The 17,012-nt window shown below is 68.4% G+C and carries 1 protein-coding gene (running past one end of the window); it reads right to left on the reverse strand.

Annotated elements, in window-relative coordinates; all coding sequences use genetic code 11:
- A protein-coding gene (locus AC3A4T_RS08995; protein ID WP_487675068.1) for a non-ribosomal peptide synthase/polyketide synthase crosses the window boundary here: on the reverse strand, nt 1-16,920 show its 5' portion. It extends 10,923 nt beyond the left edge of the window; only the first 16,920 of its 27,843 coding nucleotides appear in the window; it begins with the start codon at nt 16,918-16,920; its stop codon lies off the left edge, out of view.
- Nucleotides 16,921-17,012 lie beyond the last annotated feature (92 nt).

Here is a 17,012-nt window from a genome sequence, read left to right on the forward strand (position 1 = left end):
CGCCTTGTCGCCGTACAAGTCCTCGTAGATGGTTTCCCACTCGCCGATCTGGCGCGCCTCGCGGTCCTCGTCGCGCGCTTCGAGCTCGCGTTCGAGCACCACGTAGCCGACCAGTTGCTTGTGGCCGGGCACGTCCTCGCGGGCCATCACGATCGATTGCGCCACCGCCGGATGGCGTTGCAGCGCCGATTCGATTTCGCCCAGTTCGATGCGGAAGCCGCGGATCTTGACCTGATGATCGACCCGGCCGAGGAATTCGAGCTGTCCCTCGCGGTTCCAGCGGGCAAGATCGCCGCTGCGGTACATGCGCTCGCCGGGGGCGAACGGATCGGCGACGAAGCGCTCGGCGGTGAGCGCGGCGCGGCCGAGATAGCCGCGCGCCAGACCGGCGCCGGCCAGGTACAACTCGCCGGCCACGCCGGCCGGCACCGGTTGCAGGCCGGCGTCGAGCACGTACACGCGCGCGCCGCGGATCGGCGCGCCGATCGGCGCATCGACCGCGCCGACCAGCGGCGCGCTCATGGTCGCGCACACCGTGGTTTCGGTCGGTCCGTAGGCGTTGGTCATGCGGCGTCCACGCGACCACGCATCCACCAGCGGCGGCGCGCAGGCCTCGCCGGCGACGATCAGGTCGCGCAGTTGCGGCACCGCATCGGGGTCGAGCACCGGCAGCGCGGCCGGCGGCAGGGTCGCGTGGGTGACGCCGTGCTCGCGCATCAGCGCGGTCAGCGCTTCGCCCGGACGCACCTGCTCGGCATCGCCCATCACCAGCGCGGCGCCCGACAGCAGCGTCATGCACAGTTCCCAGAACGCGGCGTCGAAGCTCAGCGAAGCGAACTGCAGCACGCGCGCGCCGGGTCCGAGGTCGAACGCGGCGGTCTGCGCGGCCAGCAGGCTCGGTACGCCGGCATGGCTGACCACCACGCCCTTGGGCCGGCCGGTGGAGCCGGAGGTGTAGATCACGTACGCCGCCTGCTGCGGCGAGACGATCCGTCCGCGCGGCGCGTCGATCGCTTGCGCGGCCAGCGTCTGCACGGTCTGCGCCGCGTCGAGCAGCCACGGCGCGACGCCGTGCTCGGGCAGGCGCGCTTCGATCTCGCGGCGGCTGATCAACAGCGCCGGCTTGGCGTCGGCGAGCATGTAAGCCAACCGTTCCGGCGGATAGTCCGGATCCAGCGGCAGATAGGCCGCGCCGGCCTTGAGCGCGCCGAGCGCGGCGACCACCATCTCCGGCGAACGCGGCAGGGCGATGGCGATGCGGTCCTCGGCGCCGATGCCTTGCGCGATCAGCGCATGCGCGACCCGGTTGGCGCGGCGGTCGAGTTCTGCGTAGCTCCAGCACTGGTCGCGGTACAACAGCGCCGGCGCCTCGGGATCGCGCGCGACCTGACGCTCGAACAGTTCGACGATGCTCGCCGCGTCCGGCGCGGCGACGCCGTCGCTGGCGCGCTGGCGCAGGCCGGCGCGTTCTTCGCTGTCGAGCAGATCGATGTCGGCGATCTTGCGTGCGGGATCCGCGCAGGCCGCGTCGAGCAATCGCAGCAAGCGTTGCCACAACGCGATCACGCTGGATTCGTCGAACAGATCGGTGGCGTATTCGAGCTTGCCGGCCAGCCCGGCCGGCGCGCCGTCGGCGTGGCGTTCGCTGAGGTTTAAGAACAGGTCGAACTTGGCCGTGCGGAAGTCGGCCGGATGGTCCGACACCTCCAACCCCGGCAGTTCCAGCGCGGCTTGCTCGACGTTCTGCAACACCAGGCCGACCTGGAACAGCGCATGGTGGGCGGTCGAGCGCACCGGATTGAGCAACTCCACCAGACGCTCGAACGGCGCGTCCTGATGGGTGTAGGCGGCCAGCGCGGTGGCGCGCACGCGGCCGAGCAGGGTGGCGAAGTCCGGGCGGCCGGACAGATCCGTGCGCAGCACCAGGGTGTTGACGAAGAAGCCGACCAGTTCGTCCAGCGCCTGATCGTTGCGTCCGGCGATGGCGCTACCGACCGCGATGTCCTCGCCCGCGCCGAGCCGGTGCAGCAGCGCCGACAAGCCGGCTTGCAGCACCATGAACAGGCTCGCCTCGTGGCGATGCGCGAGTTGCAGCAGGCGCGCGTGCAAGGCCGCGTCGATCTGCAGCGGCAACTGCCGGCCGCGCAGGCTGGCGATGGCCGGACGCGGTCGATCGATCGGCAGCTCGATGCGTTCGGGCAGGCCGGCCAGCTGTTCGCGCCAATAGTCGAATTGCTGCGCGATCAGGCTGTCGGCGTCGAGTTCGCTGCCGAGCATGCGCTGCTGCCACAAGGTGTAATCGGGGTATTGCACCGGCAGCGGCGCCCACTCCGGCGCCTGTCCGCGCAGACGCGCGGCATAAGCGCGGCTCAGATCGCGCGCCAGAGGCGCGAGCGAGGAGCCGTCGCCGGCGATGTGATGCAGCACCACCAGCAGCACATGCTCGTCTTCGCTCGTGCTCAGCACGCTGACCCGCAGCGGCAGTTCCGCGCCGAGGTCGAATACGTGCAGGGCGCGGGCGCGCAGTTCATGTTCCAGCGTGCGCGCATCGACGCGCGCGAACTCGAGCACGTTGCCTGCGTCTTCGACCGCGATCAGCTGTTGGCAGGGGTCGCCGTCGATGTCCGGGAAGGTCGTGCGCAGGCTTTCGTGCCGGGCCAGCACATCGGCCACGGCGGCGTCGAACGCGGCGCGGTCCAGGCGTCCGCGCAGACGCAGCGGCATCGAGATGTTGTAGGCCGCGCCGGCGCCTTCGCGCGCGCTGTCGTGGCCGGATTGGCGCTCGAACTGCTGGATGAACCACAGCCGGCGCTGCGCGTACGACAATGGCAGCCGCGGCGGACGCGCCTGCGGGAGCAACGGCGGACGCGCGTTGTGCGCGCCGGGCAATGCCTGCGACAGCGCGTCGACGGTCGGCGCTTCGAACAGCGTGCGCAGCGGCAGTTCCACCGCCAGTTCGGCGCGGATGCGGCTGACCAGGCGGGTGGCGAGCAGCGAATGGCCGCCGAGGGCGAAGAAATGGTCGTCGATGCCGACGCGTTCCACCCCCAGCACTTCGGCGAACAGGGCGCACAGCAAGGCTTCGCGCGGATTGCGCGGGCCGCGGCCTGCGCCGGCGGCGAACTCGGGCGCCGGCAGCGCCTTGCGGTCGAGCTTGCCGTTGGGGGTCAGCGGCAGCGCGTCGAGAACCACGAACGCGGCGGGCAGCATGTAGTCGGGCAGGTGCGCGCTCAGCTGTTGCCGCAGCGCCGTCGCATCGATGGCTTCGGCGCTCGCCACGTACGCGACCAGTTGCTTTTGGCCCGGCGCATCCTCGCGCAGCAGCACGACGTTGCGGGGGTAACCGGCCTGCGCCAGCACCGCTTCGATCTCGCCCAGTTCGATGCGGAAGCCGCGCAGTTTCACTTGATTGTCGACCCGGCCCAGGCAATCCAGGCGGCCGTCGGCACGGAAGCGCGCCAGATCGCCGCTGCGGTACATGCGCGCACCGGGCTCGAACGGATTGGCGACAAAGCGTTCAGCGGTCAACGCGGCGCGTTCGTGATAGCCGCGCGCCAGGCCATCGCCGGCGAGGTACAACTCGCCGGCCACGCCCGCCGGTACCGGCTGCAGATGCGCATCGAGCACGTAAACGCGGGTGTTGTCGAGCGGACGGCCGATACTGACCGGCGCGCCGGTTTCGACTTGGTCGAGCAGCGACCACACCGTGGTTTCGGTGGGGCCGTACATGTTCCACAGCGCGCCGGCGTCGGCGCTGAGATAGTCGGCGAGATCCGGAGGCAATGCTTCGCCGCCGCACAGCAGACGCATCGACGCGTTCGCGCGCCAGCCGTGGTTGCGCAGCATCTGCCAGGTCGCGGGCGTGGCCTGAATCAGGTGCGGCGACACCTGTTCGATCTGCGCGACCAGCCGTTCCGCGTCGCTGGCGGTGTCGCGGTCGAGCAGATGCACGCAGCCGCCTTGCCACAGCGGCAGGTACAGCTCCAGGCCGGCGATGTCGAACGAGATCGGAGTCAACGCGAGCAGGCGTTCGCCCGCGGCCATGCCCGGGCTGCGCGCCATCGAACGCAGGAAATTGGCCAGCGCGTGCTGCTCGACGGTCACGCCCTTGGGGCGGCCGGTCGAGCCGGAAGTGTAGATGGTGTAGGCCGCGGATCGGCCGTGGATCGGCGAGGAGCCGGCATCGTCGCCGGGGTTGTGCGAGGGCGCGCGTTCGATCGCCGCGCGGATGCGCGCGTCGTCGAGCAGCAGTACATCCGCGTATTGCTCGAGGCCATCGACGGTGAAGGCAGTCGCCTCGTTGGCGATCAACGCCGCCGGCTTGGCATCCTCGAGCATGTAGGCGATGCGCTCGGCCGGATAATCCGGGTCCACCGGTACATAGGCGGCGCCGCTCTTGAGCACGGCGAGCAGGGCGATCAGCAGATCGGCCGAGCGCGGCAATGCGATCGCCACGCGGTCACCGGCACCGATGCCGCGTTCGATCAGAACGTGCGCCAGCCGGTTGGCGGCGGCGTTGAGCGTGGCGTAATCGAGCTGGCCGTGCGCATGCGCCAGGGCGATGGCCCGCGGCGTGGCCGCGGCCTGTCGCTCGAAGCGCCGCGGCAGCAACTCGGCCGCGGCGATGTCCGGGCCATGGCTCCAATCGCCGAGCAACTGGGTGCGCTCGGCGTCGGTCAGGATCGGCAACTCGGCCAGGCGCAGGCGCGGATCGGCCGCGACCGCGTCGAGCACGCGCTGCACACGTTCGGCCAGCGACTCGATGGTCGCTGCGTCGAATAGGTCGCTGGCGTATTCCATGCGGCCGAACAGGCCGGCGGCGCGGCCGTCGCCATGGCGGTGTTCGGTCCAGTCGAAACTCAGATCGAACTTGGCGTTCTCCAGTTGCAGCGGCTGCGCTTGCACGTCCAGTCCGTCCCAGGCCGGCAGTTCGGCGTCCTGGGTCTGCAAGGCCATCAGCACCTGGAACAAAGGGTGATGCGACAGTGAGCGCGTCGGCTTGATCGCATCGACCAATTGCTCGAACGGCAGATCCTGATGCTCGTAGGCGCTCAGGTCGGTATCGCGCACGCGCGCCAGCAAGGCCTCGAAACTCGGATTGCCCGAGGTGTCGGTGCGCAACACCAGAGTATTGAGAAATACGCCGATCAGCCCGTCGAGGCCTTCCTCGCCACGGCCGACGATGGGGCTGCCGAGCACGATGTTGTCGCCCGCGCCGAGACGGCTGAGCAGCGCCGCCACGGCCGCCTGCAGCAGCATGAACAAGCTGGCCTGATGCGCGCCGGCGCGCTCCAGCAACCGCTGATGCAACTCGGCCGGTATCTGGAAGCGGACGCTGCCGCCGCGATAACTCACCTTCGCCGGACGCGGGCGGTCGGTGGGCAGACTCATCTGCTCCGGCAGCTCGGCCAGCTGGCGTTTCCAGTAATCCAGCTGGTGCGCGCCGCGGCTGTGCGGATCCTGGATATCGCCGAGCAGCTGACGTTGCCACAGGCTGTAATCGGCGTAATGCAACGGCAGCGGCGCCCACGCCGGCGCCTGTCCGGTGCGGCGGGCTGCATAAGCGTCGGCGAGGTCCTGGACCAAGGGCCGCATCGAAACCGCATCGGCGACGATGTGATGCAGCAGCAACAACAGCACGTGCTCGCCCGCATCGACTTCGAACAGATCCGCGCGCAACGGCAAATCGCGGCTTAGGTCGAAGGCATGATCGGCGGCGCGCAGCAGATCGTCAGCCAAGCGCGCGTTGTCGCTGACGTGCAACGACAACGGCACTTCGGCCTGCTCCGGCGGCAGGATCCGTTGCAGCGGCTGCTCGCTGTCGGGAAAGATCGTGCGCAGGCTTTCGTGGCGTGCGGCCAGATCGCCCAGCGCGGCGCCGAGCGCGGCGATGTCGAGTTCGCCGCGCAGGCGCAGCGCGACGGTGACGTTATAAGTGGAGCTGGCGCCTTCGAGCTTGTGCAAGAACCACAAGCGCTGCTGCGCGTACGACAGCGGCACGTCCTGCGGCCGCGGTTGCGGCCGCAGCGGCGGGCGCGGCGCGCTGTTCGGGTCCAGCCGCGGCGCCAGTTGCGCGACGGTCGGGGCCTCGAACAGGGTGCGGATCGGCAGTTCCAGTTTCAGGCGCGAACGCAGCATGCCGGTCAGGCGGACCGCCAGCAGCGAATGCCCGCCGAGTTCGAAGAAATCGTCGTCGATGCCGACCTGCTCGCGACCGAGCAGTTGCGCGAACAGCTCGCACAGCAGTTGCTCGCGCGGATTGCGCGGCAGGCGCAGCGCGCCGACGGTGTGGACCGGGGCGGGCAGGGCGTTGCGATCGAGCTTGCCGTTGGCGTTGAGCGGCAGCACGTCCAGCGCGACGAACGCGGCCGGGACCATGTAATCGGGCAGCCGCTGGCCGAGTTGCGCGCGCAGTTGCGCGACGTCGATCGTGGGTGCGACGACATAGGCGACCAATTGCGCCTGGCCGTTGCCGTCCTCGCGCGCGACGACCACGTTCTGGGCGAAGCCTTCCAGCGCCAGCGCCGCTTCGATCTCGCCCAGTTCGATGCGCAAGCCGCGGATCTTGACCTGATGATCGGTGCGACCGAGGTATTCCAGCTGACCGTCGGCGCGCCAGCGCGCCAGATCGCCGGTGCGGTACATGCGCTGACCCGCGACGAACGGGTTGGCGATAAAACGCTCGGCGGTGAGGCCGGCGCGACGATGGTAGCCGCGCGCCAGACCGGTGCCGGCCAGGTACAGCTCGCCCGGCACGCCCTGCGGCACCGGCCGCAGCGCCGCATCGAGCACATAGGTCTGGGTGTTCCAGATCGGCGCACCGATCGGCACCGCGCTACCGGCGGTTTCGTCGCGGCAGGTCCAGGCGGTGACGTCGATGGCCGCTTCGGTCGGGCCGTACAGATTGTGCAGCGGGCGGTCGAGCGTCAGACGCAGGCGTTCGCGCAAGGCGCCGGACAAGGCTTCGCCGCTGCAGACGATGCGGCGCAGGCTAGTACAGGTCGCGCTGGCCGGATCGTGCAGGAACGCTTCCAGCATCGACGGTACGAAGTGCAGGGTGGTGATGTTTTGTTCGCGGATCATTTCGGCGAGATAGGCCGGATCGCGGTGACCGCCGGGACGCGCCATCACCAACCGCGCGCCGTACAGCAGGGGCCAGAAGAATTCCCACACCGACACGTCGAAGCTGAAAGGGGTCTTCTGCAGGACAACGTCGTCATCTTGCAGCGCGTAAGCGTGCTGCATCCAAGCCAGGCGATTGACCAGGGCCTCGTGCGTGTTGGGCGCGCCCTTGGGTTTTCCGGTGGAGCCGGAGGTGTAGATCACATAGGCCGGGTGCAGCGGCGCGAGCTTGCCGCGCCATTGCCCGTCTTGCGCATCCATGGATTCCGCGCGCAGTTGCGCCTGCAGCGCGCCATCGTCGAGCTCCAGGCGCGGCACCGCCGTCGCCGGCAACTCGATGTCGCTGCGCGTGATGAGCAGCACCGGCCGGGCGTCGTCGAGCATGAAGGCCAGTCGATCGGCCGGGTAATCGGTATCCAGCGGCAGGTAGGCGGCGCCGGCCTTGAGCACGGCGAGCAGGGCCACGACCAGTTCGGCCGAACGCGGTAGCGCGATCGCGACGATGTTCTCCGGCCCGGCCCCTTGCGCAATCAAACGTTGAGCCAGGCGATTGGCGCGCGTATTGAGTTCGGTGTAACTCAGCCGGGCATCTTCGCCGACGACAGCGAGCGCCTGCGGGGTGCGCGCAGCCTGCTGTTCGAACAACTCGGGAATGGTCGTGGCCGGCAGCGGTTGGGCGGTGTCGTTCCACTCGCCGAGCACTTGCCCGCGCGACTGCGCATCGAGCAGATCCAGCCGGCCCACGCGCCGATCCAGATCGCCGGCGAAGGCTTCCAGGATTCGCTCGTAACATTGCTCGATGCGGTCGATCTGCGCTTCGTCGAACAGGTCGGGGCGATAGCTGATGCGCAGGTGCAGGCGTTCGCCCGGCACCAGCAGCAGGCCGAGCGGGTAATGCGACATGTCGCCGCCGCGGCCGCCTTCGTCCAGACGCACGCGCAGGGAGCCGGCCTCGTCATCGAGGAAACGACGGTCCTGGGCGTCGAGCTGATAGTTCTCGAACACCAGCAAGGTGTCGAACAAGGCCTGATGGCCCAACTCGCTGAGCAGATCGGTCAGACCCAGATGATGCGCGCCGAGCAGGCGCGACTGGCTGTCCTGCAAGCCGTCGAGCAGTTCGCCCAGGGTCTGCGCATGGTCGATGCGCAGGCGCAGCGGCAGCGTGTTGACGAACAAGCCGACCATGCGTTCCATGCCGGCCAGTTCCGCCGGGCGGCCGGACACGGTGATGCCGAAGCAGACGTCCTGATGGCCGGTGGCCTGCGCCAGCAACAAGGCCCAGGCGCCTTGCAGCAAGGTGTTGAGGGTCAGGCCACGGCGGCGCGCCTGCGCTTCCAGCTTCGCGGTCAGTTCGCGCGCGAAATCGCGACGGCGCGTGCGCGGCATGACCGGCTGCGCGGTCGCCTGCGGCGCGATCAGGCAAGGCTGTTCGAAGCCTTGCAAGGCCTCGCGCCACACGGCGAGCGCGGCCGGTCGATCCTGCGCGGCGATCCAGCGCAGATAGTCGCCATAGGGCGCGACCGAGGGCAGGGACGAAGCCTCGCCGCGCGAGTGATACAGGTTGAACAACTCCTGCAGCAACACCGGCACCGACCAGCCGTCGAGCAGGATGTGGTGATGGGTGAAGACCAGACGGTGCTCGCGTTCGCCCATGCGCACCAGACTGAAACGCAGCAGTTGCGCTTGCGCCGGGTCGACCGGGCGTTCGAGGTCTTCGCGCAGGAATGCGTGCAACGCCTGATCGCGTTCGGCCGCGGGCACGCCGCTCAGATCGCATCGTTGCCAGCACAACGCCGGTTGGCGCGGCAGCAATTGCAGCGGCGGTTGCGCGTCGAGCTGGACGAAGGCCGCATCCAGGTGCGGATACCGCGACAACACTTCGCCGGCTGCGCGTTCCAGCGCGTTCACATCCAGCGGGCCGTCCAGCGCGAACAGCATCTGCACCAGATAGGCGTCCGCCGCGTTTTTGTCGTACAGCGCATGGAACAGCATGCCCTGCTGCAACGGCGCCAGCGGCAGGATGTCGGCCAGCGGACGCGCGGCTTCCAGTTGCGCGATGGTGTCTTGATCCAGGGTCAGCAGCGACAGATCCGACGGGATGAGACCGGCCGCGTCGGGCCGCGCCGAATGCGCGATCAGCGCCTGCAGGCAGTCGAACCAGGTCTGCGCGAGCACGCGGATTTCGTCGGCTTCGAACAGTTCTCCGGCATACGACCAGGCCGCGACCAATTCGGCTTCACCGCCGCGGTCGTAGACGATGCTGTCGAGGGTGATGGCATGGCTCAGCGGGCGACGCGGATCGTCGCCGCCGCCGAACTGTTCCTGATCGCCGTCCGCGGAAACGGCGAAGCGACCGAGGTAGTTGAACGCCAACTGCGCGGCGGGCGCGGCGCCGAGTTCGGCATCGGCGGCGAGATGACGCAGCAAACCGTAACCCAGGCCGTGGTCCGGAATCGCGCGCAGCTGTTCCTTGATTCGCCTTAGCGCGCGACCCAGATCGCTGTCGCGGCTTAGAGCCTGATCGATATCGATCGCGCCCGGATCGAGCGCGACCGGATACAGACTGGTGAACCAGCCGACCGTGCGCGACAGATCGACGTCGTCGAAGACGTCCTCGCGGCCGTGGCCTTCCACTTCGAAGCGCACCGCCAGCCCGGCCTGCGCATCGCGCTGCCGGCGCCACCCGGCGACGGCGAGGGTGAACGCGGTCAGCAATACATCGTTGACGGTGGCGCGCAACGCGGCCGGCACTTCGCCCAGCAAACGGGCGACGCTGTCGCCGGCAAGCCGCAGGCGCAGCTCGCGCCGCGTCGCGATCGTGTCGCGGGCCGGATCGAGCGCCCGCGCGCCCAGCACGGGATCGGGCGTCGCCGCCACGCCGCGCCAGAGCGCAAGTTCGTCGTGTCGGCGCGCCGCGTCGGCGTCGCGCTGCAACAGTTCGGCCCAACGGCGCAGCGAGGTGCCCACCGGATCGAGCGTCGGCGCTTGTCCTTTCGTTGCCGCCTGCCAAGCCTGTTCTAGATCGGGCAGCAGAATGCGCCAGGACACGCCGTCGACGGCCAGGTGATGGATGACCAGGCACAAGCGGCCGGGCCGATCCGCGCCGCGGTCGCCCCAGATCGCCTGCAGCAGACGGCCTTGATAGGGATCCAGACGCGTCAGCGCGTCGGCCGCTGCCTGTTCGAAACGGCGCTCGCCTTCGCCCGCGTCAGCATCGCTCAATTCCACACGGATCAAGCACGATGCGGCGTCGACCGCACCGGCAGCGGCGATCGATGCGTAATGCCCGCCATCGCGCGCGATCAGGCGCAGACGCAGCGCGTCGTGGCGGTCGAGCAGGGCTTGCAAGGCGGTGAGCATCGCCGGCTGGGTCATGCCGGCCGGCACGTTCAACCGTTGCGATTGATGCAGGCCCGTGAGCGGGCCGCCCTGCTCGACGAAGGCGCGCATGATCGGTAGCAAGGGCAGATCGCCGATCGCCTCGTCGTTGACCGGCGTCGCCACCGGCAGGTTCTGCACGGCTAGCTCTTGCGCGGCGACGGCGGACGCCAAGGCTTCGATTTTCGGATGCTTGAACAAATCACGCGGCGCCAACGGCAAGCCGCGCTTGCGCGCACCGGCGACCAGGCGGATCGCGCTGATGCTGTCGCCGCCGAGTTCGAAGAAGCTGGCGTCGATGCCGACCTCGTCGAGATCCAGCACCTGCGCGAACAATTCGCACAGCAGCGCTTCTTGCGCGTTGCGCGGCCCGCGCGTGCTGCCTTGATCGAAATTCGGCGCCGGCAGCGCCTTGCGGTCCAGCTTGCCGTTGCCGGTCAGCGGCAACTCATCCAGCGCCACGAACGCGGCCGGCAGCATGTAGGCAGGCAGGCGCGCGGCCAGTTGCCGTTGCAGGCTGGCGCCGTCGATAGCGTCGGCGACCAGATAGGCCACCAGTTGCTTCTGCCCGGCATGGTCTTCGCGCACGATCACTGCGCTGTTAGCGAAGCCGAGTTGCGCCAAGGCCGCTTCGATTTCGCCCAGTTCGATGCGATAGCCGCGGATCTTCACCTGCTGATCGATGCGGCCGAGGTATTCCAGCTGTCCGTCGGCGCGCCAGCGCGCCAGATCGCCGGAACGGTACATGCGTTCGCCGGCCGCGAACGGATTGGCGACGAAGCGCTCGGCGGTCAGCGCCGGGCGATGCAGATAACCGCGAGCCAAGCCTTCGCCGGCGATGTACAACTCGCCGGCGGCGCCGGCGACTTGCGGCCGCAGGTTGGCGTCGAGCACGTACAACTGGGTGTTCCAGATCGGCCGGCCGATGGCGACGCCGCCATCCATTCGCTCCAGCGGACCGGCTTCGAAGGTGCAGCAACCGACCGTGGCTTCGGTGGGCCCGTATTCGTTGATCAGCCGTACCCGCGGATGATGCTGCTGCCAATACACCAGATCGGCCTGCATCAGCGCTTCGCCGCCGAGAATCAGCGCCCGCGCCGGCGCGGCCGCTTGCGGCCCCGCGTTTTCGAGTTCCGCGTTGAGCAGCTTCAGATGCGCCGGCGTGAGTTTCAGCACCTCGTAGCCGCCCGCCGGCAGTTCGGCGGTAAGCCTTGAAAAATCGCCGTCCAACGCGGTCACGGTCAGCGGCTGTCCGGCCAGCAAGGGGCCGAACAACACGGTCACGCTGCCGTCGAACGCGACCGACAGCGTGGTCGCCGAGCCGTTGCCGTCCGCGTTGAAATACGCGTGGCGGGACCAAGCGAAATAATGCGCGGCGGAATGGTGCGAGACCATCACGCCCTTGGGTTTGCCGGTGGAGCCGGAGGTGTAGATCACATAGGCCGGATGCAGCAGGTCCAGCGGGCGCAGGCGATCGGCATCGCCGGGGTTATCGTCGCGGCCGAGCGCCAGGCGTTCGCGCAGCGCGGCCTCGTCGAGCAGGCACAAAGGCGCTGTCGACGGGAACAATCCGGAAAATTCGCCGTGCGTGAGTACCTGCACGGGGCGCGCATCGTCGAGCACCACCGCAAGCCGGTCGGGCGGATTGCCGAGGTCGAGCGGCAGATACGCGGCGCCGGCCTTGACCACGGCCAGCAGCGCGACGATCAGATCGAGCGAGGGCGGCAGGGCGATCGCCACCACCGATTCCGGGCCGGCGCCGTCGCCGATCAACAGGTGCGCCAATTGGTTCGCGCGGCGGTTGAGTTGTTCGAAGTCGAGTCGCTGCGCTCCGCAGATCGCCGCCACGGCAGTGGGCGTGCGCGCGACCTGCGCCTCGAACATCGCCGGCAAGGTGGCGGCGACGATCGGTTGCGCGGTGGCGTTCCAGTCCTGTAGCAGTTGCCGCCGTTCGCCAGCGTCCATCAGCTCGATGGCGTCGATGGTCTGGCTCGCGTCCTCGACGACCGCGCGCAGCATCCGCTCGAAGCGCTGCGCGAACGACTGCGCCGTCGCGTCGTCGAACAGATCGGTGGCGTATTCCACGAAGCCACGCAGGCCGGCCGGACTGCCGTCGGCATGTTCGTGTTCGGCCAACTCGAAGCTCAGATCGAACTTGGACGTGGGCATGTCGAACAGCTGTTCGCGATACCGCAATCCCGGCAAGCGCAGGCGATGGCCCGCGGCTTTCTGCAGGACGAGCATCACCTGATACAAGGGATGGTGCGACAGCGAGCGCTCCGGGCTCAGCGCATCGACCACTTGCCCGAACGGCAGTTCCTGGTGCTCGTAGGCGGCCAGATCGGTTTGCCGCACGCGCGCCAGTAGCGTATCGAAGCGCGGATTGCCCGAGGTATCGGCGCGCAGCACCAGCGAATTGAGGAACAGGCCGATCAGCCCGTCCAGCGCAGGATCGGCGCGGCCCGCGACCGAGCTGCCGATCGGGATATCGGTGCCGGCGCCAAGGCGGGTCAGAAGGGCCGCCAGCGCGGCGTGCAGCACCATGAACAAGGTGCAGTCGTGACGCTTCGCCAACGCCAGCAGACGGCCGTGCAGATCAGCGTCGAGGTTCCAATACAGATGCTGGCCGCGATAGCTGATCTCCGGCGGGCGAGGGCGGTCGTAGGGCAGACTCAGCTGCTCGGGCAGATCGGCCAGCGCCTGCCGCCAGTACGCCATGTCGCGCGCGTGCACGCTGTGCGGGTCGCTCGGCTCGCCGAGCACCGCGCGTTGCCATTGCGTGTAGTCGGCGTATTGCACCGGCAGCGCTTGCCAGTCCGGCGCGCGATGCTCGAGCCGCGCGGCGTAGGCGAGGGACAGATCGCCGGTCAGCGGCAGCAGCGATGCGCCATCGCCGGCGATGTGATGCAGCAACAGCAGCAGCACATGCTGCTGGGCGTCGATACGCAGCACGCAGGCGCGCAACGGCAATTCGACGGTCAAGTCGAACGGGCGCATCACCTCGGCGTCGAGCGCGGCCTGCACGTGATCCTGCGCGACATCGATCAACGTCAGTTCCGGCTCGGCCTGAGCGAGCACATGCTGATACGCGTGTTCGGCGACCGGGAAAATCGTACGCAGGCTTTCGTGACGTTCGACCAGATCGTTCAACGCGGCCCGCAGGGCAGGGACCTGCAAGGGGCCATCGAGACGCGCGGTCAGCGGAATATGGTAGGTCGCGCTGGGGCCCTGGAATTGATGCATGAACCACAGCGTGCGCTGGGCATGCGAGAGCTCGAGCCGTTCGGGTCGTGGCAGCGCCTGCAGAGTCGGGCGCGGCGCCTGCATCGCGCGCAATCGCGGCGCGACCGCGGCCGGCGTGCGCGCTTCGAACACGTCGCGGATCGATACTTCGGCGTGCATGCGGGCGCGGATCTCGGCGATCAGGCGCAACGCCAGCAGCGAGTGTCCGCCGAGTTCGAAGAAATTGTCGTCGACGCCGACTTCTTCCAGGCCCAGCACCTGCGCGAACAAGGCAGCCAGTTCGGCTTCCTGCGGCGTGCTCGGCGCGCGGCGCGTGGTCGATGCGAAGCTCGGCGCGGGCAGCGCCTTGCGATCGAGTTTGCCGTTGGCGTTGAGCGGCAAGGCGTCCAGCGCGACGAACGCGGCCGGGATCATGTAATCGGGCAGGCGCTGGCCGAGTTGCGCGCGCAGTTGCGGTACGTCGATGCCGGGCGCGACGACATAAGCGACCAACTGAGCCTGACCGTTGCCGTCCTCGCGCGCCACGACCACGTTCTGGGCGAAGCCGGCCATGGCAAGCGCGGCTTCGATCTCGCCCAGTTCGATGCGCAGGCCGCGGATCTTGACCTGATGATCGGTGCGGCCGAGGTATTCCAGTTGTCCGTCGGCGCGCCAGCGCGCCAGATCGCCGGTGCGGTACATGCGCTGGCCCGCGACGAACGGATTGGCGATGAAACGTTCGGCGGTGAGGCTGGCGCGACGATGGTAACCGCGCGCCAGACCGGTGCCGGCGAGGTACAACTCACCCGGCACGCCCTGCGGCACCGGCCGCAGCGCCGCATCGAGCACATAGGTCTGGGTGTTCCAGATCGGCGCGCCGATCGGCACCGCGCTGCCGGCGGTCTCGTCGCGGCAGGTCCAGGCGGTGACGTCGATGGCCGCTTCGGTCGGGCCGTACAGATTGTGCAGCGGGCGGTCGAGGGTCTGGCGCAAACGCTCGCGCAATGCGCCGGACAAGGCTTCGCCGCTGCAGACGATGCGACGCAGGCTGGTGCAGGTCGCGCTGGCCGGATCGTGCAGGAACGCTTCCAGCATCGACGGCACAAAGTGCAGGGTGGTGACGCTCTGCTCGCGGATCACTTCGGCGAGATAGGCCGGATCGCGATGACCGCCGGGACGCGCCATCACCAACCGCGCGCCGTACAGCAGAGGCCAGAAGAATTCCCACACCGACACGTCGAAGCTGAAGGGCGTCTTCTGCAGTACGACGTCGTCATCTTGCAGGGCGTAGGCGTGCTGCATCCAGGCCAGGCGATTGACCAGGGCCTCGTGCGTGTTCGGCGCACCCTTGGGCTTGCCGGTGGAGCCGGAGGTGTAGATCACATAGGCCGGGTGCAGCGGCGCGAGCTTGCCGCGCCATTGCCCGTCTTGCGCATCCATGGATTCCGCGCGCAGTTCCGCCTGCAGCGCGGCATCGTCGAGCTCAAGGCGCGGCACCGCCGTCGCCGGCAACTCGATGTCGCTGCGCGTGATGAGCAGCACCGGCCGCGCGTCGTCGAGCATGAACGCCAGACGATCGGCCGGGTAATCGGTATCGAGCGGCAGGTAAGCGGCGCCGGCCTTTAGCACGGCGAGCAGCGCGACTACCAGCTCGGCCGAACGCGGTAGCGCGATCGCGACGATGTTCTCCGGCCCGGCCCCTTGCGCAATCAAACGTAGAGCCAGACGATTGGCGCGCGTGTTGAGCTCGGCGTAGCTGAGCTGTTCGCCCTCGTAGACGACCGCGATCGCCCCAGGCGTGCGGGCCGCCTGCTGCTCGAACAATTCGGCTACGTTCGCGTCCGGAACCGAATGCGCGGTGTCGTTCCATTCGCCGAGCAGTTGCTGGCGTTCTTCGCCATCCAGCAATTCGATTTCCGCCAGCGGTCGCGACGGTTCCGCCAGCGCCCGTTCGACGAATTGCAGCAGACGCTTGGCGTGCCGGGCGAGTTCCTCGTCGTCGTACAACTCGCAGTTGGCGTCGATGTTCAGCGCGCAACGGCCTTTACCCGGGTGCCCCTGCAGCGTCACCGAGAAATCGTGGACCAGTCCGTTGGACAGCGAGTACAAGGTCGCCGGCTGGCCGTCGAGCAGGAATTCGAAATCGAACGGCATGATGTTGATGCGCGGGCCGAACGCGCTCGCCGCGGCCGGACGCATATGCTGAATGTCCTTGCCGCGGAAATACTGATGCTTGAGCACGCGCAGGATTTCGCGGCCGCTGCGCCTGGCCAATCCGCTCAGCGACTCGCCCGCGAGCACGCCCAGCCGCAGCGGCAAGGCGTTGGCGGTCGTGCCCGGCACATGACGCAGATCCTTGGCGCGCGCCGCCACCGGAAAATCGAAGGTGTCGACCTTGCCGCCGCTGGCCCGGTACAGATAGGCCGCGACCGCCGCGGTCATCAACTGCGGCCATTTGCTTTCGCCGGTCTCCGCGGCCATCAGCGCGGCGCTCAGCGCCGGCGATATCGGCACCGAACGGCGGCGGAACGTCGCGTCGCGACTGAGCGGCCGACCGTTCAGCGCGGCGGTTTCGGGCAGGTTGCGCGCGTAGTCGCGCCAGAACTCCAGGTCGCGCTGGTAGCGCGCGGATTCGCGGTAGTCGCGATCGTCGTCGAGCAGCGCGGCGATCGCGCCGAGGTTGCTGGCCGGGATGTCGTCGTCCGCGCACAGCGCGGTGTAGATCTGCGCGACGCGGGATACGTCCAGGGTCGAGCCCGCGCCGTCCAGGACGATATGGTGGTAGCGCTTGTACCACAGGTAATGGTCTTCGCCGAGCTTGTACAGCGCATAGTTGAACAGCCGCGCCGAGTGCAGATCGAATACCTGTCGCATGTCGGCCTGCATCGCCGACAGCGCGGCCTGGAACGGCTGCTCGCGCGAGGAAACGTCGACGAATTCGAAGGGCAGGGCGGGCGTTTGCGCGAAGTACTGCAACGGCCCCTCGGGGCCATCGCAGAAACGCAGGCGTAAGGCGTCGGTTTCGGCGACGAAGCGCCGCAAGGCCTGTTCGAATTTGTCGACGTCCACGCGGCCGCCGATTTCGAGATAGCCGCAGCTGTGATACAGCCAGTTGCCCGGATCCAGCTCCTGCCCGAACCACATTTCCAACTGCGGCGTCGAGAGCGGACGGAAAATGTGGTTCGTTTCTTTGTTCATGACTGCATCCGGTTGAAGCGCGACACGGCTGTGTTTGCGCCGGCAAGGCCTGGCAAGCGTCGAACTGCCGTGCGCGGTCGCCGCACGGCGCA

The organism is Lysobacter sp. Soil_N_51 (genome assembly GCF_057655755.1).